We start from the raw sequence: 23,803 nt of genomic DNA, 5'->3' as shown, positions 1-23,803 counted from the left end.
CGGTGCTCGCGCGGCACAGCGATCGTGTCGCCTGCCCGCTACGCCGCGCGCGGTGCCGCGGCGGCCGCGGCGACGAGACGCCGCACCGCCTCCATCGTATCCGCGTGGCTGAGCGCCGCATTGAATCGCACACTGCCGGCACCCGCAGCCCCGCAGGACGAGCCATCCGTCACCACGACCTGCGCCGCCTCGCGCACCGCTTCCGCAGCGCTCTGCCCCTCACGCAGCAGTCCAGTCTCGCTGAGGTCAAGCCACAGCAAATAGGTCGCTTCGGGGGCGATCACCCGGATCCCGGTCTCCGCGGCCGTCGCCCGGAGAAGCGCCACCGCCTCATCAACGGTTGCGGCGAGCTCGCCCACGGTGTCGCGCAGCCACTCGCGCCCCTCGGCGTACGCTGCGGTCGTCGCCACCACGCCGAGCACGGCCGTCTGGTGCTCGTGCCAGTGGCCCACCCGGCGCCACTCGGCGAGCTGCGCAGGGTTCGAAAAGATCAGCTGCCCACACTTCGCACCCGGAATGTTGAACGCCTTCGTCGCCGAGGTCGCGGTGATCGTGTGCGCGGCGGCGCGCTCATTGCGCGCGGCGTAAACAATGTGTTCACCCGCGCCGAGCACGAGCGGAGCGTGGATCTCGTCGGCGAACACGACGCCGTCGAACTCCGCGACGAGCGCCTCAACTTCGGCGAGCTCAGTCTCCGTCGCGACCTTGCCGATCGGGTTGTGCGGGTTGCACAGCACCATGAGCCGGGCCCCGGCCTCAAACGCGGCTCGCAGCGCAGGAAAGTCGTAGCGCCAGCCCGCCGCATCGTCGCGAAGCATGGGCACCTCGATGACCGGGTGGCCGATCTGCTGCGGCACCGAGAGGAACGGCATGTAGCCCGGGGTGGGCACGATGATCGGCTGCCCAGCGGGGAGCAGGTGCGTGAGCACGGCACGGAACCCGGCGACGAGGTCGGCTACCGGGCGGATCGAGTCGATGTTCGGCTGCCACCCGTAGCGTTCGCTCAGCCACGCCGCGACGCCGCGCTGCAACCTGGAAACGTCCTCCTGCGCCAGGTAGCGGAGCGCGTCTTGCGCAACCGCGTGTGTCAGTGCTTCCGTGACGGCGGGGGCGCACCCTCGCTCCATCTCAGCGAGAGGTCGGCCGAGCGACTGCCGCATTGACGTTTCGGCGGTCTCAGCTGCGATCTGCACACCTGCTCCTTCGTTTGTGCACGGTGTTGTGCCCTGAATCTCATGCTAGGTCTGGGCGCCAGCCGCCAGCTCTTCGTTTCGGCTGGGGTGCTCTCCGTTTTGCTTGGGGGCCCGATGCTGGCGTCGCACATTACCCCGCAAGTCATTGCGCCGCGCCACGGTGCCACACGCTCAGCTACGCTTTCGGCACCGGCTCCGTCCGCGCCGGTGGCTGCCCTGCGCCGCCAGTACACTCGATCCAGCACCCACCGCGACCGTGCGGGGGCGGAGCCGCTCGGTTCCGGGTACGCAAAGGAGCGACACAGATGCACACTCACCCCACACTCGTGAGCCGCCGTGGCCGCGTGCGCCTCGCCGCAGCCGCCGCGATCGCCGCGACCCTCGCTCTCGTCGGTTGCGCGGGCGACGGCGCCCCCGCTGAGAAGCCCGCGGTCGAGCTCGTCGACACGGGCGCCGAACTCGATCAGGTCACGGTCGCATTCCCCGGTTCGCTCGCCAATCTCTACATCGGCCAGGAGAGCGGCATCCTGAACTACAACCTCGCCGCCACCGTGCAGGAGGGACTCGTGTCGCAGGACGCGAGCGGCGCGATCATCCCCGCCCTCGCAGAGACCTGGGAGACACCGGATGACTCCACCTACGTATTCACGCTGCGCGCGGACGCGAAGTTCCAGAACGGCGACGTGGTCACGCCCGAGGACGTCGTCTTCAGCCTGCAGCGCGCGCAGGATCCCGAGCTCTCCCCCGGTATCTCCTACTACCTGAACAACCTCGCCTCGGTCGAGAAGACCGGCGACCGCGAGGTGACCGTGAAGAGCAAGGCCCCCGATGCCACGTTCCTCGTGAACCTCTCGAACTCGGGCGCCCTTGTGGTCACTCAGCAGAAGTTCTGGGAGGAGCACGCTGGCAAGGTTGGCACGAGCGCGTCCCTGCTCATGGGCACGGGCCCGTACCAGGTCACCGAGTTCCAGCCCGACTCGCACGTGCTCCTCGAGCGTGTGGACACCTGGTGGGGCGGCGTGCCGAAGGCGAAGACCATCCGCGTAAACTTCATCCCCGACGCGAACACCCGCCTCGCCGCCGCGCAGAAGGGCGACATCGACATCGCGTTCAACGTGCCGATCAACCAGGCTGCCGAGTGGCAGAAGATCAGCGACATGCGCGTGGAGTCCATGAACGATCTCTCGTACGTCGGACTGCTCTTCGATGAGCGCGTCGCCCCGTTCGACGATCAAAAGGTGCGCGAGGCGATCGCGCTGAGCGTCGACCGCACCGCCATCGCTGAGAAGCTGCTGCGCGGCTACGGCGAGGCAGCCACCGCGATCATGACCCCCGAGTCGCTCGCCCAGGCGTTCGACGGCGACGAGGCGCGCGCAGAGCTCGCGAAGATCCCGCAGCACGACCTCGACCTCGACGCGGCGAAGAAGCTCATCGCCGAGACGGACGCGAAGGACCTCACGACCGAGCTCACCTACCCGAACACGGGCCCGCAGCTGGGCATCGCCGCGCAAGCGATTGCCGAGAACCTTGGCGAAATCGGCATCACCGTGAAGGTACGCGAGGTGCCCATCGAGGAGTGGCTCGCCACCATCGGCGACGGCGAGCACGGCCTCGGATTCATGTGGTACTTCTCAACGACCGGCGACCCGGCCGAGGTGAACAGCTACCTCGTGGGCCCCGACAACCCGAACGGTTTCGAGAGCGAAGAGGCCGCCGCACTCATCGCGGAGGCAAACGCGCTCACCGAGCCGAAGGAACGCGCCGCAAAGCTGCTCGAGCTCGAGACACTCAATGCGGAGCACGTCGTGAACGCGCCGATCTGGTGGGGCAAGTCGGTCACCGCCTTCTCGAACGGCGTGGGGCTCACCGACTACGGTCCGTACACCTTCACGGGCACGTGGGGCGCGCAGCTGTTCGCCGCTGAGGCGAAGTAAGCACCCCCATGTCAGCCACACGCGCAGGCGGCGCCCCCGGTGGGCGCCGCCTGGCCCGCACGCTCACATTGCGCATTGGCGGGGTGCTCGTCATCCTGCTTGTGCTCTCGTTCCTCACCTTCACGCTCTTGTACCTCGCCCCCGGCGATCTCGTGAAGAATCTGCTCGGCAACCGGCCGAGCTCACCCGAAGCAATCGCCGCGATCCGCGCGCAGTACCACCTCGATGACCCGTTCCTCGTGCGGTACTTCGACTGGCTGTGGAGCGCCATTCGCGGTGACTTCGGCATCTCGATCCGACTCCAGCAGCCGGTCACCGCGGTGATCAGCAGCCGGCTCGGCATCACCTCGCTGCTCATCGGGCTTTCGTTCGTGCTCGCCCTCATCACCGCGGTACCGCTCGGCATCGTGAGTGCCGCGCGCGCCGGCACCCCCGTCGACCGCGTCGCGAGCGCCACCGCACTCTTCGGACTGTCTGCGCCGAGCTTCGCTCTCGCGATCCTCGCGATCACCGTTTTCGCGATCGCGATCCCCATCTTCCCCGCGTACGGTGCCGGCGACGGCCCGCTCGATCAGCTGTGGCACCTCTTCCTGCCCGCCGCGGTGCTCGCCGCAGGCATCGGAGCGATCCTGATGCGAATGACGCGGGCCGCCGTGCTCCGCGAGCTCGAGAGCGACGCGATCACCTTCGCACGGGCGCGCGGCATCCCAGAGGGCCGGGTGCGACGCATCGCCCTACGCGCGGCCCTGATCCCGATCGTCACCAGTGCCGGGCTTATTCTGACCTTCATCATCGGGGGCACGATCATCGTCGAGACCGTCTTCGCATTGCCGGGCATCGGCCAGCTGCTGCAAGAGGCCGTACTCTTCAAGGATCTGCCCGTCGTGCAGGCGATCACCCTCCTCGTCGCAGCGGCGATCGCGATCATCACCATTCTTGTGGACATGAGCTACCTGCTGCTCGATCCGCGAGTCCGAGCACGGGAGCTGAGCGCATGACCCCGCGTACCCGACAGGTTTCCCTGCTCAACGACGTGCGGGTCGCGCCCGGCCGCCCCCGCGACTGGGTGTCTACACTCGCCGCGGTGTTCCTCGCGCTCGTGGTGCTCGCCGCGATCGCCTCGCCGTTCCTCACCGAGCTCGCCACAAAGCAGAGCATTCTCGATTCGCTGCTGCCCGCGGGCTCCCCCGGACACCTGCTCGGCACGGACGAACTGGGGCGAGATGTGCTGCTGCTCACGCTCGCGGGCACGGGATCCGCGGTGGCTGGCCCCGTCGTCATCGCTGCGGGATCGATGCTGCTCGCCATCCTCATCGGCACCGTTGCCGGCTACCTCCGCGGACCGGTCGATTGGATCGTGGGCCGCGTGGTCGACATTCTGCTCTCGCTCCCGGTCATGCTCGTCGCGCTCGTGGTCGCCGGCATCTTCGGGGCCGGCTACTGGGTGACCGTCATCATGCTGGTGCTGCTCTTCTGCCCCTCGGACATTCGGATCATTCGCGCCGGCGTCACCGAGCAGGCGCCGCGGCCGTACATCGAGGCCGCGCAAATGCTGTCGCTGTCGCCCGCGCGCATCATGTTCAAGCACATCGTGCCGAACGTGTGGCCGCTCATCATGACCAACTTCATGCTCAACCTCGCGATCGCGCTCGTCACGCTCTCCTCGCTCTCCTTCCTCGGAATCGGTGTCGCGCCCGGCACCCCCGACTGGGGCCGCCAGATCACCGACGGCCGCGGCATCCTCGGCGACAACCCGGCGATGATGGTGGTGCCAGCGATTCTCATCGTGCTCGTCGCGATGGCCATCAATGTGCTCGGCGATCACCTCGGCGAGCGACTCCGCGAACGGGGGATGCAGTGATCACCTCATCGGACACACAGCTCAACGCTCAGGGCACGCCCCCCGGTGTTGCCGTCTCCGGTCTGCGCGTCGTGGCGGGCGAGCGCACGCTCGTCGCTCCCGTCGATTTCACGGTCGCGCCGGGCGAACTGCTCGCCGTGATCGGCGAGTCCGGCTCCGGAAAGTCGATGACCGCCCGTGCGCTCACCGGGCTCCTCCCCCGCGGAGTGCACGCGACGGGCGACGCGCGCATCGACGACCACGAGTACGATCTCGCCTCCGGGCGCGACGCGGATTGGGCGGCCGTGCGCGGGCGCCGCGCGGTGCTGCTCCTACAGGATCCCTTCACGAGTCTCAGCCCAGTGCTGCGCTGTGGCGCGCAGATCGCCGACACGATCGAAGCGCGCGCCGGCGCAACAGGACAACGAATCGGCAAGTCCGCCGTGCATGAGGAGGTGCTGCGCCGACTCGCGGAGGTGCGCCTCCCCGAGCGAGTCGCGCGGCAGTACCCGGGTGAACTCTCGGGCGGCATGCGGCAGCGCGTCGCGATCGCCGCGGCACTTGCGGCCGAGCCGCGCCTCTTGATTGCGGACGAGCCGACCACCGCGCTCGATGCCAGCACGCAGGGCGAGGTGCTCGATCTCCTCCGCGAGCTGCAGCTCGCGCACCGGATGAGCCTGATCCTCATCAGCCACGATCTGGGGGTCATCGAGGGGCGGGCCGACCGTGTCCTCGTCATGCGGCAGGGCGAGGTGGTGGAGCGTGGCGTTACGTCGGAGGTGCTTCGCGCCCCCGAGCACCCATACACGCGCCAGCTCATCGCCGCGAACCTGTCTGTCACCGATGAGCTGCGTGAGCCTGAGGCCCGGCCGGAGCCGCTGCTTGAGGCCGAGCACCTCTCCAAGCGGTTCGGCGCCACCACCGCGCTCGCCGACGCCACGGTGTCCGTCGCCGCGGGCGAGGTGCTCGCGATTGTTGGCGAGTCGGGATCCGGGAAGACCACGCTCGCGCGCGCAATCGCCGGCCTCGAGCGGCCCGACACGGGCGAAGTCCGTCTCGCCGGGCGTACGCTCCCCGCGGGTCGGCGCGGCCGCACCCCCGGCGAGATCCAGGTCGTGTTCCAAGACCCGTACTCCACACTCAACCCGGTGTTTACCATCCGCGAGTCGCTCGATGAGGCGCTGCGCGCGGGCGGCCAGCGAGGCCGCAGCGTCGACGAGTTGCTGCGTCTCGTCGAGCTCGATCCCGCGCTGGCTGATCGCCGGCCCGCGCAGCTCTCCGGCGGGCAGCGGCAGCGCGTGGCGATCGCACGGGCGCTCGCGCCGAACCCGCAGGTGCTCATCTGCGACGAGAGCGTCTCGGCACTCGATGTGTCCGTGCAGGCGCAGATTCTCGCACTGCTGGCCCGGTTGCGCGATGAGCTCCAGCTCGCGATGCTCTTCATCACGCACGATCTCGGGGTCGTGGCACGCATTGCCGACCGCATCACGGTGCTCCGGCTGGGCGAGATCGTTGAGCAGGGCAACACCGCCGCGGTCCTCAGAGAACCGCAGCACCCCTATACCCAGGTGCTCGTCGCAGCTGCCGAGCGCGACAGCATCGCGCACGAGCGCGACACATCACTTCCACGAGAGGAGCGGGCATGATCTCCGCAACGCACGACATCACATTCGATTCGCAGTCGGGGGCAGCGCTGCCCGCTGAGCTGCGCGGCGCTGCAGCTCTCGGCGCGAACGCGGCCGAGCGCGCCGCCCTCTGGGACGTGGAACGCGAACTCTGGACCCCGCGCACCATCACTGCGCGCGACAGCTCGGGATCGGTGCTGGGCGCAACCCTCACCGCGGCCCGCCCCCTCTCCGCGTATCGCAAGATCGTGGATGTGGTGGCCGGGTCCGCAGAGGTGTGGGCGGCCCTCGTTGCCGCCGCGCGCGATGACCTCGTCGGCGAACCGGGAACCGAGGAACACCCCGCGCCTCTCGCCGTGCACTTCGAGGAGCACCTGACGCTCGCGCCACTCACCGAGGCCCAGCGCGCGGCGCTCGAAGCCGCCGGGTTCGCGGCGGTCGGCACGCCTGTGCCCTCAGTGCCCAGCACCCGCGCGGAGGAGCCCAGCGCGGTTGCGGCCTGGTCGTTCTGGCGCGTTCCTGCGCCCGCGCGCACAGCCCCCTACTACGGGCAGACCACCGATGTGACCTGCGGCGCGGTCGCTGCGCTCACCGCGCTGGAGCAGCGTGGGCTTGGCGAGTTCCAGGCCGACAACGGTGCCGAGAACCGCGCCGCGGAGATCGCGTTCTGGCGGCGCGCAACGAACCTCCCGGCCTGCGAGCCGATCGGCCTCGCGGTCGAGACGGCGAAGCTCGGCGCCGATTCGGGCACCCTGCCTGCGCGACCCCACATCTTCTTGAGTACCCCCGATCCCGTGTTCATCGAGGAGTTCTCCGAGCAACCCTGGGAGCAGGAACTGCGCATCGACCTGCAGCTCGAATCGCTGCGGCAGGCGGAGGCGCTGGGCTTGCCGCTCGAACGGCGCTGGCTCGAGATCGACGAGATTGTGTCATTCGTGCGCGAGGGGGCACAGGTGCTGCTGCTCATCGATCTGACCGAGCTCATTGCCGACCCGACCCCGCACTGGGTGCTGGCCACCGAGGTCGTGGGCGACGCGCTGCTCATCGCAGACCCGTGGGTGCAGGCCCCGAACGGCGAGACCTGGGTCGATACGTTCGCTCTGCCGCTGCCCTTCGCCACGATCGACCGGGTGACGCGCTGGGGCGACCCGGCGTTCCGCGGCGCGATCGTGCTTCCGGCCTAACGGCCTCGCCGGTCGACGAGATCAGTGCGGGGGCGGGTAGCAGACCGAGTCGCGCGCCAGCCCAGAGCCGCCGCGCACGCGAGGCAATACCATCGGCAGCACGCCCCGCGTTCAAGGAGAAGCCATGCGCCGCCGCACTGATCGTTTTCGCTCGCCAGCCCTGCCCTCGCTCGATCTCCCACACCTCGAGCCGCTCGAAGTCGAGGCACTCGCTGATGCGAAGGACCACGTTGGGGAGCTCATCGAGCAGGTCGATGCCTCTGGGCTCGACCTCTCTGGCGCAACGTTCAGCGAGTGTGAGATCACCTCGCTTGTCGCGGATGAAACGCGATTCCTCGGTGCGCGGTTCACGGACTCCCGGCTCACGCAGGTCACTGCCCCGAGGTTGCAGGCGGCGCGGACGACGTGGCGCAATGTCGAACTCGCCTCATCTCGGATCGGCGCGTTCGAGGCGTTCGACGCCGAGCTCGCCCAGGTGCGCATCGACGGGTCAAAGCTCGGCTGGGTGAACTTCCGCTCGGCCGAGCTGCGCGATGTGACGTTCATCGGATGCCGGTTCGAGGAGCTTGACCTGAGTGGCAGTACCCTCAACCGCGTGGCGTTCGAGCACTGCAGCGTGCAGACGCTGGTGCTCGAGCACACAAAGTCGCAGGACTTAGATCTCCGCGGCCTGGAGTTTGCCGAGCTCCGCGGACTCGATGGCCTGCGCGGGGCGCGCGTGTCCGAGGAGCAGGGCGTCGACCTTCTCGGCGTCTTCGCGCGGCACTTCGGCGTGGCGATCGGCGGCTAGGCGTCAGGCCCCGTGCCGCGTGGCATGGTCCGCCAGATCCACTGCACGGCCTCACAGAGCGCCAGGGCAAGCAGCACGAAGCCTGAAACGAGGAGCACCACGTTCCATGCCCCGGGCTCGGCCCGGCTTGCGGCGGAGAAGGCAAGCGTGGAGAAGAGCACGAGCGCGGCAATGATTGCGATTGCCCGTTTGCCGCTGCGCGGCGACTTCGGAACCATCTTCTCCGCGAGGCACGCTCCCTTCAACGTTGTCCGCAGCGTAGCAGAGGCCGCCGTTTCAGGCCCGGTTTCCGCTCCCCCGGCCTCTCCGCGCCCAGAGCACCGAGAGGGCACCGGCGAGCACCAGCGTCCCCGCCACCGCAGCCCACGGCGCAGGGGCCGAGCCACCGGTCGCTGCGAGCGCGCGTGGTGCCGCGTGTGTGGCCGCAGCGGAGCGCTGCCCGTCTACTGGCAAGTTCGCCGCAGGAGGTTCTGTTCCCGCAGGCTGCCCGCCCGGGTTGCCGCTGGGCTCCTCGCTCGGCGCTTTCCCCGGCTCAGTTCCTGGCTCCTCAGCGGGGTTGGTTCCCGGCTCTTCGCCTGGCTCTTCGCCCGGCTCTTCACCGCCTGTCTCCTGTGTGTAGCGAATCTCAACAAGACCAGACGTCCGCGCATTGGCCGTGCTGAAGATCGCTCCCGCCGGCCCCAGGCTCGAGCCACCGCCGCCGGAGCCCGCAACGGACGCGGTAAGGCCGACCGTGTTGCCAGTCGGGTGCACGGCACCCGTGCCGCCACCGCCACCACCCATCGCGCCACCACCGCCACCGCCACCGGCGTTTGCGATGTTTGTGTCGCCTGCCACCTCGAGCGCCGCCCCGTTCCCACCTACGCCGACCTGCGTGCCAGTCGCCGCGGTCCCTGAAGTCCCTGCGATCCCGGCTCCCCAAGTGGGGTGAGTCTCATCCGGTTGGCCGGCAGCGCCACCCAGGCCGCCGCCCCCGCCCGAGCCGCCAGCGCGTCCGCGCAGGGTCTCTGGGTACGCATCAAGACCAGCGGCAGGCGGCAGCCAGCTCGGGCCGTCACCGTCGACGCCAGCTTCTCCGAGGAGGCTAGCGCTACCACCCGGGTGTGTGTACCGGGTCGCGACAGCTCCAGCGCCATTGTTTCGGCTGAATTGTCCACCGGAGTAGCTCTGCCCACCGCCGCCCCCAGCTATCTGCACAAGCTCGCCGTTCACTGCGACGCTGGTCGCACCGCCTCCGCCACCGCCAGGTCGCAGCCCCTCACCACCGTCTCCGCCACCGTTGAAACCTCCCACCGAGAGTTCGCCTGCGCCACCAACGACGAGCGTGAATTCGTCACCTGGCGTCACCGGGATCGTGCCCTCCACGCGCGCGCCGAAGCCACCGTCGGAGTCCGAGTCGAAGTAGCCCCCAGCGCCCTGCGTCGTGATGTCGACGTGCGTCACGCCCTCAGGCACGGTCCAGTGTTCCGGCGCGCCAGAAAAGCCAAACTCAAGGACTTCGCTCGTATCACTCGTATCGAGGGCTCGTGCCGGAGAAGCGACGCCCACGCTCAGCATGCCCAGACTCGCGAAGACACCCACCGTTACTCGTGCTGTTCTGTTCATACTCCCGAGCGTATGAATTGGCCCAGCTGCACGGTGAAACACCAGTGGCACAGCGGACAGTCTGCGCGGTCTCTGGCCGTCCACTGCGTGGCTTCCGGTCGACGGCTCCGCGGAAATCATGGACACCATCCGTGGGGCCACACAGGCACGCCGTTCTGGGTCCAGTACCCGCCAGAGCCGAGACCCAAGGGCCCACCGGCCCACCGGCCAGAGAAGTACCGAGTACGGAATCAGGCGAGTGCTTTGTCCCTGCAGCAATACGCTGCAGATTTGGCACTCTCGATGCGAGAGTGCTAATTTATCTGCCACCTGAGGAACTCAACCTCAGGCAGCTATTGGAAGGAGACTGATTTCAATGACACTGACATTTGACCCTTTCACTGATCTCGAGCGAGTCACGGCAGGTATGCGTCAGGCCCGAAGCGGCCCACGCCCAATGCCAGTGGACCTGAGCCGAGACCAGGACCGGTACGTGGTCACAGCCGATCTTCCCGGCATTGACCCCGGCAGCTTGGATATCGATCTCGATGGCCAGCTCCTCACGATCCGCGCCTATCGTTCCACCGGAAAGTCCGAAGGAATGAAGTGGATCAACCAGGAGCGGGGTGAGGGCGCTTACCTGCGCCAGTTCAGCATTGGTGAGGGGATCGATACCGAGGCGATCAGCGCAACCTATAAGGATGGTGTGCTGAGCGTCATTCTCCCGCTGAATGCAAAGGCGAAGCCACGCAAGATTGAAGTTGACCTGTCGCTTGACAGCCACCCGACAGGGAAGTCGATCACCGCGTAAATACTCCGCCTGGGCGGGTAGGTTGCTCGTGGGTGAAAGTTACTACCTGCCCAGGTGGTGCTCCTTGTGACACTGGTTCAAACGTAGAGGGCCCCTCTCCTCGAGGATTGGGAGAGGGGCCCGCTGCTTCCCCACCCGCCAGAAGGCACAAACGAGAGGCGCTGGAATGCAGATCCGATCGAGTGAGGAGTTCGGCGAGCAGCACTCGCGATTCGACGCGAGCGCGGCGGAGGACACGCTGCGTGAGCTCGAAGAGCAGTACGCCGCCGGCGAGATCGAGCGCCATGCCTACTTCGAGAAGAAGCAGTCGCTCGTCCGCCTATTCTTGAAGGCCACCACGAATCCGAGACGACGCCACCGTGAAGAAAACTACGACGGAGACTAATCGGTCAGCTCCAGTAGTAACTGGGCAACCCAACCTTGTCAGGTGTCGAAGGTACTACAGGAGCTGACCTCATCAAGGGGGCCTAGCAAGCGCTCACCCGCTGCGGGGCTTAGAGGTTATAGGGAGCCGTGTTTTTGTCAGCCTTCTTAGGGTGACGAATCAAAGCTGGGTCGGACTGCCCTTTACGCGGGTCTGCTGAACTATCCATCTCGTCGGTCGCGCCGTCCATGACAGGTTCATCCTGGTATTCCTCAGAGGGAGTATCGCGGTCCTTGGATTCACTCATGTTTCCTCCTTGCTTGGAAGTTGAAACACAAACGATAGGCCAGAATCCCGAGAGCATTTTCAGGTCGGGAATCAAATGCCCGAAGCAGCTAGTTGAGCACGATGACGGCCGCGTTGAGCGTCGAGGCGAAGAGAAGCCACAGCAGATAGGGGACGAAGAGCCATGCGGCCCACTTCGACCAGCGGGCCCCAGACACGATCAGCCCAACGACTGACACAATCAGCATGATCATTATGACCATTGCACCCCACCACGCGCTCTTTCCCACTAGTGGATAGCCAGCGAAAAAGACTGGCGTCCACAGTGCGTTGAGGCCGAGCTGCACAGCGTAGAGGCTGAGAGACGGTCGTGCGGCATTGTTCTCGCCCGGGGTCCAACCTTTTCGCCAGAGCAGCCATCCACCCAATGCGATCAACACGTACAGGACTGACCAAGCCGGACCAAACGCCCAGTTAGGCGGACTCCAAGGAGCCTTTCGCACCGAGGCATACCACCCATCCGCATTCGGGATCGTTGCCAAAGACCCCGCAAGCGCGATACCTGCAACGACAGCAAGAAGTAGAAATCCAATTCCGAACTGGCGCACCGCAGTGGGCCTACTACGCATGGTCCCCTCCTCCGTGATCTTCCCAACCAACCTAACAACACGGACATCCGAGGGTAAGCCCCCCCGTAGACACGAACACCCCCTTGCGGCGTCTCAAAGGACACCGCAGGGAACGAATTCTGCAACTACGAGTGAGCGTCTGATCTCGAAGGAGGGCATTCGGGCCTGAATGTCACCTCCACGTGCTTCACACCCCATGGATGGAAGCACGCGCGAAGGTTGCCGGTCTCCCGGACCGGTTCAGGATTTACGATCTTCGCCACAATTTCGCTCAAATGCTGATCGCATCATGGCTCGATATGAAGGTGTTGCAGGCGAGGTTGCGCCATGCTTCAGCGACAACGACGCTCGACACGTACGGGCACCTCTCGCCGGACTCAGACGAGTCCTCTCGAGCTGCTGTGAGCGCGGTTGTTGTTACTCGCCCCAAAGCTGCTGCGGACTCTGTGCGGACTCAGGCACTGACTTCCTAAGCGAGGCAACGGTCCTGCTAATAGAGCAGGAACTGGGCCGTTCCCGTGCCCTGCACGCCGGCCGCGGTGACCTTCAGGTGGTAGGAGGCGCCGTCTGCGCCCACCGGGTCACGCGTGATGTCGCAGGTCTCCGTACTCGAACGAGTGCGGTCCCACGTGATCGGTTCGCTCTCGAGCGGCTTGCCCGGCTCAAGGATCACCGCGAGCGACTCGGCGCCGGTCTGGCAGTCCTTTGAGCGCCACACCTCATCGTCACCGCTCGAGATGGCAAACTCCATGCCAGCCGTACCGAGATCGGCCGTGCAGGCCTCCTCGCCGGTGTTCTCTGCCGACAGCGAGAGCGCAGGGAGCTCCCCCGCCGGGTAGTCGCCGCGGTCCGTCACTGGGGTGATGCGCAACTGCCCGGCCCGGCATGCCGCCGGTTCGTCCTTGGCGTCCGCCGAGCCCGAATCCTTGTCGCTCGCGGTCGTGTCGAGCCCCTCGGGCACCTCGACCTGTTCCGCGTTCTTGGGCCCGTCTCCCCCGCCCGGTTTCACGATCACAAGCACGATCACCGCGATCACGGCGAGGAGGCCGGCGAGCACGAGCAGCCGCCGCCGAATGTAGACCTTGCGGTCCTTCGGCCCAACGGGATCGCGGAGGGTGGACATGGCGCCAGCGTAGCCCGGAAAGCGGTCTACAGACGCTTCAACATGCGCGTGTTGCCCAGGGTGTTGGGCTTCACACGGGCAAGATCCAGGAACTCGGCGACGCCCTCATCGTTCGAGCGCAACAGCTCGGCGTACACATCCGCTGCGACCAGCGCGGTGTTCTCACCCATCTCCTCGAAGCCGTGGCGGCCGAAGAAGTCGGTCTCAAAGGTGAGGCAGAACAGCTGCGTGAGGCCGAGCTGACGCGCGCGCTCCTCGAGCGCGGTGATCAGCCGGTGCCCGACGCCGTGCCCGAGCCACTCCTCCGAGACGCCGAGCGTGCGTACCTCGCCCAGCTGCTCCCACATTACGTGCACCGCACCGTACCCGACGAGGGTGCCGTGCTCGTCCTCGGCAACGATGAACTCGGGCACCGCGGCGTACAAGTCGACCAGATCCTTGCCGAGCAGGATCCTTCGCGCGACGAGGGGTTCCATCAACTCGACCATGCGGAGCACGTCTCCCGTGCGCGCGTTGCGGATGCGAATCTCAGATGCCACACTCATGACCCGAGTCTACTCGGGCGGGCCCCGGCGCTCGGCACACCGCTGGGGCCAGAAACGCAAACGGGCCCGCTGCCGAAGCAGCGGGCCCGAGGGCGAGCGCGAGGCGGAGCCTGCGCAGCGGAGGTTACTCCGCGGTGGTGTTCGGCGTCGCGGCCGTGGAGGCCACAGCGGCGGCAGCCGACGCGGACGCATCGCCGTGCGCCTTCGCCGAGCGCGACTCAGTCTCGAAGGTGAACTGGCCATCGACAAGGTCGACCTTCACAAGGTCGCCCGCCAGCAGCTCGGCGCCGAGGATCTTCTCCGAGAGGCGATCCTCGATCTCCCGCTGCATCGCGCGACGGAGCGGACGCGCACCGAGCGTGGGATCGTAGCCGATCTCCGCGAGGCGTTCGCGGGCTGCCGGCGAGATATCGATGTACATGTCGCGGTCGAGGAGGCGATCCTTCAGCTGCTTCACGAACAGGTCGACAATCTGCAGCAGCTCGGGCTTCGTGAGCTGCGGGAACACGATGGTGTCATCGACACGGTTCAGGAACTCGGGCTTGAAGTGCTTCTTCAGCTCCTCGTTCACCTTGCCCTTCATCATGTCGTAGCCGACCGAGGTGTCGCCCTCGAGCTGGAAGCCCACGGGGCCACCGGCAATCGCGGAGGATCCCAGGTTGGTGGTCATGATGATGACCGTGTTCTTGAAGTCGATCACACGACCCTGACCGTCGGTGAGGCGACCCTCTTCGAGGATCTGCAGCAGCGAGTTGAAGATGTCGGGGTGTGCCTTCTCGATCTCATCGAAGAGCACCACGGAGAACGGCTTACGGCGGACCTTCTCGGTGAGCTGGCCGCCCTCCTCGAAGCCGACAAACCCGGGAGGAGCACCGAACAGACGGGAGACCGTGTGCTTCTCGCCGTACTCGGACATGTCAAGCGAGATGAGCGCGTTCTCGTCGTCGAAGAGGAACTCAGCGAGCGCCTTCGCGAGCTCGGTCTTACCAACACCCGTGGGGCCGGCGAAGATGAAGGAGCCCGAGGGACGCTTCGGGTCCTTGAGGCCCGCGCGCTGGCGACGAATCGTCTTCGCGAGAGCGGAAATCGCCTCGTTCTGGCCGATGACGCGCTGGTGCAGCGCCTCCTCCATGAAGCGGAGACGGCTCGTCTCCTCCTCGGTCAGCTTGAACACGGGGATGCCGGTCGCCTGCGCGAGCACCTCGGCGATCAGCCCCTCGTCGACCTCGGCCTTCGTTGCAACGTCGCCCGAGCGCCACTGCTTCTCGAGCCGCAGCCGCTCGGCGATGAGCTTCTTCTCCTCATCGCGCTTGTTCGCGGCGGCCTCGAAGTCCTGGTTCTCGATCGCCTGCTCCTTGTCCGCACGCACGACCGCGATCTTCTCATCGAACTCGCGCAGCTCGGGCGGGCTCGACAGAATCGACAGGCGGAGACGGGCACCGGCCTCATCGATCAGGTCGATGGCCTTGTCCGGCAGGAAGCGATCCTGCACGTAGCGGTCGGCAAGGTTCACCGCGGCGACGATCGCGCCGTCGGTGATGGACACCTTGTGATGCGCCTCGTAGCGGTCGCGCAGACCCTTGAGGATGTTGATCGAGTGCGGGAGCGACGGCTCCGCAACCTGGATCGGCTGGAAGCGGCGCTCAAGTGCCGCATCCTTCTCGAAGTGCTTGCGGTACTCATCGAGCGTGGTCGCACCGATGGTCTGCAGCTCACCACGAGCCAGCATGGGCTTCAGGATGTTCGCTGCGTCGATTGCGCCCTCGGCGGCACCCGCGCCCACGAGCGTGTGAATCTCATCAATGAAGATGATGATGTCCCCGCGGTTGCGGATCTCCTTCGTCACCTTCTTGAGACGCTCCTCGAAGTCACCACGGTAGCGGCTGCCCGCAATCATGGAGCCGAGGTCGAGCACGTAGACCTGCTTGTCCTTCAGCGTCTCGGGCACCTCGCCCTTGACGATGGCCTGCGCGAGGCCCTCGACCACAGCGGTCTTGCCGACGCCGGGCTCACCGATCAGCACCGGGTTGTTCTTCGAGCGGCGCGAGAGGATCTGCATGACCCGCTCGACCTCCTTCTCGCGGCCGATCACGGGGTCAAGCTTGCCCTCGCGCGCGGCCTGAGTGAGGTTCCGACCGAACTGGTCGAGCACCTGCGAGCCCTTGGACTCACCACCCGTCTCGGGTGCACCAACGGTCGCATTCTCCTTACCGGCCTGGTAGCCGGAGAGCAGCTGGATGACGGTCTGACGCACACGGTTGAGGTCAGCCCCGAGCTTCACGAGCACCTGAGCGGCAACGCCCTCGCCCTCGCGAATGAGGCCGAGCAGAATGTGCTCGGTACCGATGTAGTTGTGGCCGAGCTGCAGCGCCTCGCGGAGGCTGAGCTCCAGCACCTTCTTCGCGCGGGGCGTGAAGGGAATGTGACCCGCGGGCGGCTGCTGGCCGGTGCCGATGATGTCGGTCACCTGCGCGCGCACAGCGTCGAGCGAGATATCGAGCTGCTCGAGCGCCTTCGCGGCAACGCCCTCGCCCTCATGGATCAGGCCGAGCAGAATGTGCTCCGTGCCGATGTAGTTATGGTTGAGCATCTTCGCCTCTTCTTGGGCGAGGACGACAACACGACGTGCGCGGTCGGTGAATCTCTCGAACATCTATAACCTCCCAGACAAACCCGCCGGGGCGCGAGTTCGTCGATGTACCCAGGGTATGCGAGCTGACGGCTCTATGGGCGGTTGTTCGCCAGAGGCGTGCAAGGCCGGGATCCGCGATCCGGTGCCCGCCAGTTGAGCGGGGAACCCGCGCCGCCACCCCGCCGCCTGTCCGCAAGCTCCCCGCCACTTCTCGTTCACCCGGGCGCCCTACGGTGAACGCATGCCAGCCCCCCTCACCCACGCGCACCCTGACGGTTCGGCCCTCGCGCTGATCCGCGCTGTTGCCGGTGGCCTCGGCCAGAGTGAGGGGGCGGTGGCCCGGGTGATTCTCGACCGGCCGGGTGAGATCCCGCAGTGGTCGACGCAGGAGCTCGCCTCCGCAGCCGGAACATCGACCGCCACGGTCATCCGTGCATGCCAGAGACTCGGATTCCGCGGATTCCAGCACCTCCGGCTTGAACTCGCACGTGAGAATGCCGCGACGCCCGTGGAAATTCCAGTGACGGGTGACGCCGTTGACGCGGTGTTCGCGCACGCGCGCACGGCGCTGCTTGTGGGGCAGCAGGCCATCGATCGCGTTGCGCTCTCCGAGGCCGCGACGATCCTCGTCGGCGCTTCCCGCGTGGTCTGCTCGGCGAACGGCTTCTCCGCTCCTCCTCTGCAGGATGCGGCCATGCGCTTCGCTACCATCGGTCGTCCCGTCGAAGCGCCGCTCGACATTCTCGCGCAACAGTTCGCCGCGCATAGCACCGGTCCTCACGACGTTTGCCTTGCCCTCAGCCACTCGGGCGCGAACGCTCACACCCTCGCGACGGTGCGCGCCGCCCGCAAACGTGGGGCGCGAATCATCGCGCTCAGTAGCTACGCCCGCTCGCCGCTCGGTGATCTGGCTGACGTGACGCTCTCGACCGGGATGATCGGTGCGCAGCACACGGTCGACCCGTTCTTCAGCCGGCTCGGACACTCGGTCCTCCTGCAAGCACTCATCGCCGAAGTATCCGCGCTCGTCACACCAAGCGACACGCTCGACATGCGCGAGGTCGTCGCAGACGCTCTCGCAGAGCCCCGCGCTTAGGCGGCATCACACAGCTCGACGACGCGAGCACGAAGCCTCCGTCGTGCCCGTTCTCCGCCCGCGTTGCGCGCCCTTCCGCGAACGTCCACGCGGCCGCCTCACGGAGTTCACCGAGGCGACACCTCGGCCCGGGAAGCTGCTCATGTAATCAAATTTCACGCTCGATGTAACGAGCAGCAACCGGTAGGAGTTCTGAGCAGTGCACGTCATTCCACTCGAGGGCAGCTACAACGCACGGAGCGTGGGCTCGGAGAAGACTCCATGGCTCGTGCGCACCGCGTCGCTCGACGGGCTCAGCGCCGGCGGCGAGCGCACCCTCCGCACGCTCGGGGTTGACCTCGTGATCGACCTCCGTGAGCCCGAGGAGCACGGTCCGCGCACTCACGGGCTTCCGGTCCGCTCCACACCCCTGTACGGCGAGGCCCCGCCTGCCGCGGGCTCGCTCGAGGGTGTGTACACGGGCCTCGTCCGAGATCGCGGATCCCGGATCGCGGCCGCAGTCGGGGCAATCGCGGAACACCCCGGAGTCGTCGCGGTGCACTGCACCGCGGGGAAAGACCGCACGGGGCTCGTCGTAGCGCTTGCGCGCCTGGTGGCCGGCGATGATCGCGAGGCGATCGTGGCCGACTACGCACACTCGGGCCGCACAGTGCGGCCGGCACGGTCGGGCATCGCAACCGCGCAGCTTGATGCGCTCGCGCTGAGCGGCGCCGAGCGAGCCGCCGCCGAGCGGCTCCACCTCGACAGTCCCGCCGAGGCGCTCGAAAGTGCACTCGAGCTGATCGACACATTCGGAGGGCCAGAGACGTATCTCAGGACGCATGGAGCAACGGATGAGCAGTTCCGGTCACTTCGCGCGCGTGCAGCCCGCCTGCTTGGAGCGGGGACCACCGCGTGAGTCGCGACACAGGGCGCTTCACGGTGCTGCATCTCAGCGATGTGCACGCAACGGAGACCGGCCTGCTCTACGGCTCGGTGGACGGCGCGGGCCGCATCGAGCGGGTGGGCGACTATGCGTTGACCGCGGGGGTCACCCCGGAACTGGTACTCATCACGGGCGATCTGATCGAGCGCGGCAATCCCGGCGCCTACGCGGCAGTGGCCGCGGCATGCCGGGGGCTCGAGGAGCGGCTCGGCTCCCCTGTACTCACGGTGCTCGGCAACCACGATGACCCAGTCGCGGCACGCGCACTCGATCACCACGCCACGGGACACTTCGCCGCGCACAACATTGACGGCACCCGGGTGATCCGGCTCGATTCACACACGGGAGCACTTGATTCCGCGCAGCTCGACTGGCTCGCCGGAGAACTGGCGCGGCCCGCCGAGCGCGGCACCGTGATCGCGCTGCACCATGCACCGCTCGCATCCCCGCTGCCGACTCTGCGCAGGCAGGGACTTGCGAACGCAGACGCCCTACTCGAACTGCTGCGCGGCTCCGACGTGCGGGCGATCCTCGCCGGGCACTACCACCACAGCCTGTCGGCGTCGGTGCAGGGGATCCCCGTCTTCGTGGGCCCCTCGCTCGCCTATCACCAGGTCATGGACGCGGGGCCCGATGCCGTGGCCGGGCACGACTCCCCCATGTTTTCGCTCGTGCAGATCACGAGCGACGGAGTGAGCGCCTCGGCGATCGCGCTGCACTCCCCCGATCCCCTGTTCACCCAACCCATCTCCAGACCCGCACAGAAAGCGACTCATGTCTCGTAATCGCACCACCGGCGTCCTCGCCGCATTCGTCCTCGGGGCGTTCGCCCTCACCGGGTGCTCCTCTGCACCCGATGCCGCAGGTTCCCAGGCCCCGGCAGAGTCCGGCGCCGCAGCTGAGTCTTCCACCATTACGCTCTACACGTCGGAGCCCCAGGAGAAGATCGACGCGGTCATCGCCGCGTTCAACGTGCACCACCCCGAGATCACGGTCGACGTGTTCCGCGCGGGCACGGGCGATCTCACGGCGCGCATCGCAACCGAGGAGAAGGCTGGCGAAATCGGTGCGGACCTGCTGCTCGCTGCCGATGCCGGCACTTTCGAAGACTACGCCGAACGCGACCTGCTGCTCGAGTACGCGTCGCCCGAGGCGAAGGAGATCCGCCAGGACCTCATCGACGCCGAGCACTTCTACGTGGGCACACGCCTGATCCCGACGGTGATCGCCGTGAATACCAACGTGATTACCGACGCCCCCAAGTCGTGGGCCGATCTCACCGATGCCCAGTACGCGGGCAAGATCGCGATGCCGAACCCCGATGTCTCGGGCGCCGCGGCCTACAACGCCGCGGTGTGGCTCGATACCCCGGCTCTCGGTCTGAGCTGGCTCGAGGGCCTCGCCAAGAACACGCCCTTGATCGCGGAGAGCAACGGCCCCGTCTCGCAGGCGGTCGCCGATGGCAGCAGCCCGGTCGGGATCGTCGTGGACTCGCTCGTGCGGGATCTCGCAGCCGCCGGTTCCCCCATCGCAGCGGTCTACCCGAGTGAGGGCGTGCCGTTCGTCTCACAGCCCGTCGGAATCTTTGCGGACACCGAGCAGCCCGAGGCAGCGAAGCTCTTCGTCGACTTCCTCATCAGTGCAGAGGGCCAGGAAATCGCGGCTTCTCAGTCGTACCTTCCGATCCGCGAGGACGTCGCGAGCCCAGAGGGCGCACCGGCAATCTCCGATATCGAGTTCCTCACCCCCGAACTTGAGCAGATCCGCGCCACGCAGGCTGACGCCGTGCAGACGTTCAATGGTCTCTTCCAGTAGCACGCAGGAGCGCATCCCTGCGGGCCCGGTCATCACCGACCGGGCCCGCAGGCCGCGCACCGGCGCGGGGCGGCGCTTCGATGGCTTTGACGTCACCCGTCTCGTGCTGTGGTGCGCAGTCAGCGCGCTCGTCCTCGTGCCGATTGGTGCGGTCGTCCTGCTCGCAGCGAGCGGCGGTGGCTGGACGGCACTCGCCGATCCCGATGTGCTCACTGCCGCAGCCAACTCGCTCGTGTCTGCGACCGCCTCGGGCATCCTCGCGGTAGTCATCGGCACCCTGCTCGCGCTCCTCCTGGAGCGCACTGACCTCCCTGGGCGGCGCGCGCTCAGGCTCCTTGCGCTGAGCCCCATGCTCATGCCCCCGTTCGTCGGCGCAATCGCCTGGCTCAGCCTGCTCGGCCCTGCCTCGGCGGTGAACACGTTCTGGACGGCCCGCTTCGGGACCCCGCTCTGGAACCTCTATGGCGGCGACGGCGTCGTCTTCCTGCTTACGCTGCACAGCTTCCCCATCGCGATGATGATCGTCACCGCCGCGCTCCGCCGGATTCCCGCTGACCTCGAGCAAGCTGCACGAATCGCGGGCTCCTCCGCACCGCGCGCACTCTGGGAGGTAACCACTCCGCTCCTTCGCCCCGCGATGCTCTCAGCGTTCACACTCATCGCAGTCTCAAACCTTGCTGACTTCGGCATCCCCTCGATCATCGGACTGCCCGAGCGTTACGTGACGCTCTCCACGCTCGTATACCGCTATCTCCAGTCCGGCACCGTCGAGGATCCCCTCGCTGTGGTCGCCGCGATCGGCTTCGTTCTGCTCATGATCGCGCTCCTCGGCGTCATCGTCGATCTGCTGCGCTCGCGTACACGCGTCGAACTCGACGCTCAGGCCGGCGCGCCGGCATTGCTCCCGCTTGGGCGAGCCCGCGGCCCGATCGCGGTGATCACCGTCGTGATTGTTCTCGCGGTCACCGTGCTCCCCCTCATCACGCTCGCAATCCAGGCGCTCCTCCCCGCCCCCGGTGTGCCGCTCACACCGGAGACAATCACACTCGCGAGCTTCGAGCGTGCGCTCGCCGCTTCGGGCACGCTCCAGGGCATCGGCAACTCGCTCATGCTGGCCACGCTCGCCGCGCTCGGCTGTGGGGTACTCGGCCTCGGGATCGGTACGATCGTCACACGCACGCGTCTCCGCGGCAACGCGGCACTCCTCGGCATCTCGCTCCTGCCGCAGGCGATCCCGGGACTCGTCATCGCCGTCGCCTGGCTGCTGATCGCGCCGCGGATTGGCCTGTACAACACCCCCTGGCTGATCCTCTGCGCATATCTCACTTCCTTCCTCGCCCTCGTGGTGCAATCAGTCCACGCGCCACTCTCGGGGATCCCCACGACCGCCGAGGAGGCGGCCCGGCTCTCCGGTGCCTCCCGGCTCCGTGCGCTGTGGGACATCTCCTGCCGGATGGCGGTGCCCGCCGCGATCTCGGGCGCCGTGCTCGTCGCGCTGACCGCGGTGCGCGAGCTGACCCTGTCAGTGCTGCTCCTCTCCCCCGGCTCGCAGACCCTCGGCGTCGTCATCTTCAACCTGCAACAGGCGGGCGCGTACAACGCCTCGTCGGCGCTCTCCCTCATCGTCGCCGTGGTCGGCCTCGTCGGCCTCAGCTTCACCGCACGTACCCAGCGTTAGGACCGATCGTGTCATCCGTCTCCCTCACCTCCGTCAGCCTCGCCTACCCTGGTGGGCACCTCGGGCTCGCCGACGTCGATCTCGACATCGGCGATGGCGAGTTCGTCGCCCTCGTTGGCCCCTCCGGCTCGGGGAAGACGACACTGCTGCGCACGGTCGCTGGCTTCATCTCGCCCACGGCGGGCAGCGTGCGGATCGGCGAAACCGAGGTCGCAGGGGCGGGGCGCGACGTTGAGCCAGAGCGGAGAGGCCTCGGCATGGTGTTTCAGCAGCACGCGGTGTGGCCCCACTGGAATGTGGGCCGCAACATCGAGTATCCGCTCCGTCGGGCGGGTGTCGGCCGGGCGGAGCGTGCTCGTCGGGTGGCCGAGGCGCTCGAGCTGGTGGGACTCGGAGGCGCCGAACGCCGCGATCCCGCGACGCTCTCGGGTGGTCAGCGCCAACGCGTCGCTATCGCCCGAGCGATCGTGGGTCGACCCCGGGTGCTGCTCCTCGACGAGGCGCTCTCAGCCCTCGACGAGCCCCTGCGCGATCGGCTCCGTTTGGAGCTCCGTGCGCTCACCCGCAGCCTCGGGCTCACCGTGATCCATGTTACGCACGACCGTAGCGAGGCGCTCGCCCTCGCCGACCGCGTCGTCGTGCTCGACGCAGGCAGGGTGCAGCAGATCGGCACGCCGAGCGAGCTCGTCGATCGGCCAGCTTCTCCCTTCGTGGCGCGCTTTATCTCAGATGCAGCTGTGCTGCCCGGCACACTCGCAGCAGGCGGCTTCCGAGCGAGCGGCTTCCCGATCGAGCTCTCGGCGGAGCAGCTCTCCACTGAGAGAGACCTCACGAACCGGGGAGACACTGCTGGAGACCGTGCAGTGGAGATCGCGGTCCTGCCGGAGCACGTGCGCGTCGTACCCGATCCCGCAGGACCCGCCGTCGTGGAGTCCTCGCTGTTCGGTCGAAGCGGCGATGAGCTCGTCGTACGCTGGGGTGAGTTGCAGTTTCGGTCCAGGGAAAGTGGCGCTCGTTGCGCCGCTGGCGAGCGGGTGCGCGTTCACATTGATCAAGCCCTCGTGTTCGGGCCTGATCTGGCGCAGCGCGCCGCCCACGCGAGCTCGCAGGCAGAACCGACTAGCGTGGGGGCATGAGTACCTCGTCGCCCCCCGCTGCGTCCATCGTCATCGTGCGCCACGGCGAGACGGACTGGAATATCGGCCGCCGCATCCAGGGCCGCACCGACATCCCGCTCAATGAGCGGGGGCGGGCGCAGGCCGGCGAGATCGCCGATCTTCTCGCGGTCTCAGGTCGCTGGTCTCGGGTCGTGGTGTCCCCGCTTGGACGCGCCGTCGCCACCGGCCAGATCATCGCGGAGCGGCTTGGGCTCGCTACTCCAGAAATTGACGACGCTGTCACGGAGCGCGACTTCGGACCGGCGGAAGGCCTGCAGGTCAGTGAGGTCACCGCCCGCTGGCCGGGACTCGATATTCCAGAGGCAGAGGGTCTCGTCCCGCTCGCCCAGCGTGGAGCGGCGGCCTTCACTCGCCAGCTCCGAGAGGCGCCGGGAAGCATCGTCATCGCGCACGGCGCACTCATCCGCGCGGCACTCTCCGAGTTGAGTGGCGAGCCTGCACCCCGCATTCTGAACGGTGAGGCCTGGCTGCTTTCCGCAGTACCCGGGATATCTGGACCTGCGGTACGTCGGCTGGGAACCCCAGCAATGCAGCACGCGCTCTAGCCGGGGCTGGCCGGCAGGCCGCTACGG

General features: G+C 67.2%; 24 protein-coding genes. 16 read left to right on the top strand and 8 right to left on the bottom strand.

Annotation, left to right across the window (positions count from 1 at the left end):
* Positions 1-38 precede the first annotated feature (38 nt).
* Positions 39-1,193, bottom strand: a complete 1,155-nt coding sequence (locus D3226_RS06740) for an aminotransferase class I/II-fold pyridoxal phosphate-dependent enzyme (protein WP_202381673.1) — start codon at positions 1,191-1,193, stop codon at positions 39-41.
* Positions 1,194-1,498: 305 nt separating this feature from the next.
* Here D3226_RS06740 and D3226_RS06735 point away from each other — a divergent pair, with 305 nt between their 5' ends.
* The 6 genes from D3226_RS06735 to D3226_RS06710 all read left to right on the top strand — a co-directional run bounded on the left by D3226_RS06735 (position 1,499) and on the right by D3226_RS06710 (position 8,566).
* Complete coding sequence (locus tag D3226_RS06735; protein ID WP_202381672.1) at positions 1,499-3,127, top strand: ABC transporter substrate-binding protein; 1,629 nt, start codon at positions 1,499-1,501, stop codon at positions 3,125-3,127.
* Between the two features lie 8 nt (positions 3,128-3,135).
* Positions 3,136-4,125, top strand: coding sequence for an ABC transporter permease (locus D3226_RS06730; protein WP_202381671.1), 990 nt, complete (start codon positions 3,136-3,138; stop codon positions 4,123-4,125).
* On the top strand, positions 4,122-4,988 hold the full coding sequence (locus D3226_RS06725; RefSeq protein ID WP_202381670.1) for an ABC transporter permease: 867 nt from the start codon (positions 4,122-4,124) through the stop codon (positions 4,986-4,988). The genes D3226_RS06730 and D3226_RS06725 overlap by 4 nt, the downstream gene beginning before the upstream one ends.
* The gene (locus tag D3226_RS06720; RefSeq protein ID WP_337248922.1) at positions 4,985-6,613 is read left to right on the top strand and encodes an ABC transporter ATP-binding protein; all 1,629 of its coding nucleotides are present in this window, start codon (positions 4,985-4,987) and stop codon (positions 6,611-6,613) included. The genes D3226_RS06725 and D3226_RS06720 overlap by 4 nt, the downstream gene beginning before the upstream one ends.
* Positions 6,610-7,776: a peptidase C39 family protein gene (locus D3226_RS06715; RefSeq protein ID WP_202381669.1), complete on the top strand. Its 1,167-nt coding sequence runs from the start codon at positions 6,610-6,612 to the stop codon at positions 7,774-7,776. The genes D3226_RS06720 and D3226_RS06715 overlap by 4 nt, the downstream gene beginning before the upstream one ends.
* Before the next feature lie 124 nt (positions 7,777-7,900).
* The gene (locus D3226_RS06710; RefSeq protein WP_202381668.1) at positions 7,901-8,566 is read left to right on the top strand and encodes a pentapeptide repeat-containing protein; all 666 of its coding nucleotides are present in this window, start codon (positions 7,901-7,903) and stop codon (positions 8,564-8,566) included.
* On the opposite strand, the gene D3226_RS06705 is transcribed toward D3226_RS06710, so the two are convergent.
* Together D3226_RS06705 and D3226_RS06700 are read right to left on the bottom strand one after the other, a co-directional pair.
* A complete protein-coding gene (locus tag D3226_RS06705; protein ID WP_202381667.1) occupies positions 8,563-8,784 on the bottom strand; it encodes a hypothetical protein in 222 nt (73 codons plus the stop codon). The genes D3226_RS06710 and D3226_RS06705 overlap by 4 nt on opposite strands.
* Before the next feature lie 58 nt (positions 8,785-8,842).
* Positions 8,843-10,171, bottom strand: coding sequence for a hypothetical protein (locus D3226_RS06700; RefSeq protein ID WP_202381666.1), 1,329 nt, complete (start codon positions 10,169-10,171; stop codon positions 8,843-8,845).
* A gap of 355 nt (positions 10,172-10,526) precedes the next feature.
* On the opposite strand from D3226_RS06700, the gene D3226_RS06695 reads away from it, so the two are divergent.
* On the top strand, positions 10,527-10,961 hold the full coding sequence (locus D3226_RS06695; protein ID WP_202381665.1) for an Hsp20/alpha crystallin family protein: 435 nt from the start codon (positions 10,527-10,529) through the stop codon (positions 10,959-10,961).
* Positions 10,962-11,127: 166 nt separating this feature from the next.
* On the top strand, positions 11,128-11,346 hold the full coding sequence (locus D3226_RS06690; protein WP_202381664.1) for a hypothetical protein: 219 nt from the start codon (positions 11,128-11,130) through the stop codon (positions 11,344-11,346).
* A gap of 109 nt (positions 11,347-11,455) precedes the next feature.
* Here the strand turns inward: D3226_RS06690 and D3226_RS06685 are convergent, their stop codons facing one another.
* Positions 11,456-11,632, bottom strand: coding sequence for a hypothetical protein (locus D3226_RS06685; RefSeq protein ID WP_202381663.1), 177 nt, complete (start codon positions 11,630-11,632; stop codon positions 11,456-11,458).
* 88 nt (positions 11,633-11,720) lie between these two features.
* Entirely contained in the window at positions 11,721-12,239 is a 519-nt protein-coding gene (locus D3226_RS06680) for a TspO/MBR family protein (RefSeq protein WP_202381662.1), read from the bottom strand.
* A 200-nt stretch (positions 12,240-12,439) separates the two neighbouring features.
* Between D3226_RS06680 and D3226_RS06675 the strand changes: the two genes are divergently transcribed.
* Positions 12,440-12,712: a tyrosine-type recombinase/integrase gene (locus D3226_RS06675; protein ID WP_202381661.1), complete on the top strand. Its 273-nt coding sequence runs from the start codon at positions 12,440-12,442 to the stop codon at positions 12,710-12,712.
* A 17-nt stretch (positions 12,713-12,729) separates the two neighbouring features.
* Here the strand turns inward: D3226_RS06675 and D3226_RS06670 are convergent, their stop codons facing one another.
* From D3226_RS06670 to D3226_RS06660, 3 genes are all read right to left on the bottom strand, one after another.
* Positions 12,730-13,362 carry a hypothetical protein gene (locus D3226_RS06670; protein WP_202381660.1) on the bottom strand — a complete coding sequence of 211 codons (633 nt, stop codon included), beginning with the start codon at positions 13,360-13,362 and terminating at the stop codon, positions 12,730-12,732.
* A 26-nt stretch (positions 13,363-13,388) separates the two neighbouring features.
* Complete coding sequence (locus D3226_RS06665; RefSeq protein WP_202381659.1) at positions 13,389-13,907, bottom strand: amino-acid N-acetyltransferase; 519 nt, start codon at positions 13,905-13,907, stop codon at positions 13,389-13,391.
* Positions 13,908-14,031: 124 nt separating this feature from the next.
* A complete protein-coding gene (locus tag D3226_RS06660) occupies positions 14,032-16,560 on the bottom strand; it encodes an ATP-dependent Clp protease ATP-binding subunit (RefSeq protein WP_202381658.1) in 2,529 nt (842 codons plus the stop codon).
* Between the two features lie 220 nt (positions 16,561-16,780).
* On the opposite strand from D3226_RS06660, the gene D3226_RS06655 reads away from it, so the two are divergent.
* The 7 genes from D3226_RS06655 (at position 16,781) to D3226_RS06625 (ending at position 23,776) form a co-directional block, all read left to right on the top strand.
* A complete protein-coding gene (locus tag D3226_RS06655; protein ID WP_202381657.1) occupies positions 16,781-17,635 on the top strand; it encodes a MurR/RpiR family transcriptional regulator in 855 nt (284 codons plus the stop codon).
* Between the two features lie 199 nt (positions 17,636-17,834).
* Complete coding sequence (locus D3226_RS06650) at positions 17,835-18,533, top strand: tyrosine-protein phosphatase (RefSeq protein WP_202381656.1); 699 nt, start codon at positions 17,835-17,837, stop codon at positions 18,531-18,533.
* Entirely contained in the window at positions 18,530-19,345 is an 816-nt protein-coding gene (locus D3226_RS06645) for a metallophosphoesterase (protein WP_202381655.1), read from the top strand. The genes D3226_RS06650 and D3226_RS06645 overlap by 4 nt, the downstream gene beginning before the upstream one ends.
* Positions 19,335-20,375, top strand: coding sequence for an ABC transporter substrate-binding protein (locus D3226_RS06640; protein ID WP_202381654.1), 1,041 nt, complete (start codon positions 19,335-19,337; stop codon positions 20,373-20,375). The genes D3226_RS06645 and D3226_RS06640 overlap by 11 nt, the downstream gene beginning before the upstream one ends.
* Positions 20,359-22,053 carry an ABC transporter permease gene (locus D3226_RS06635; RefSeq protein WP_202381653.1) on the top strand — a complete coding sequence of 565 codons (1,695 nt, stop codon included), beginning with the start codon at positions 20,359-20,361 and terminating at the stop codon, positions 22,051-22,053. The genes D3226_RS06640 and D3226_RS06635 overlap by 17 nt, the downstream gene beginning before the upstream one ends.
* Before the next feature lie 8 nt (positions 22,054-22,061).
* On the top strand, positions 22,062-23,189 hold the full coding sequence (locus D3226_RS06630; protein WP_202381652.1) for an ATP-binding cassette domain-containing protein: 1,128 nt from the start codon (positions 22,062-22,064) through the stop codon (positions 23,187-23,189).
* Positions 23,186-23,776, top strand: coding sequence for a histidine phosphatase family protein (locus D3226_RS06625; RefSeq protein WP_202381651.1), 591 nt, complete (start codon positions 23,186-23,188; stop codon positions 23,774-23,776). The genes D3226_RS06630 and D3226_RS06625 overlap by 4 nt, the downstream gene beginning before the upstream one ends.
* Positions 23,777-23,803: the final 27 nt, after the last annotated feature.

Origin of the sequence: Leucobacter chromiireducens subsp. chromiireducens, from assembly GCF_016758255.1 — a bacterium.
Taxonomy (GTDB): domain Bacteria; phylum Actinomycetota; class Actinomycetes; order Actinomycetales; family Microbacteriaceae; genus Leucobacter; species Leucobacter chromiireducens.
Note: the sequence above shows the minus strand (reverse complement) of the source record. Positions and strands in the feature narration are given on the sequence as shown.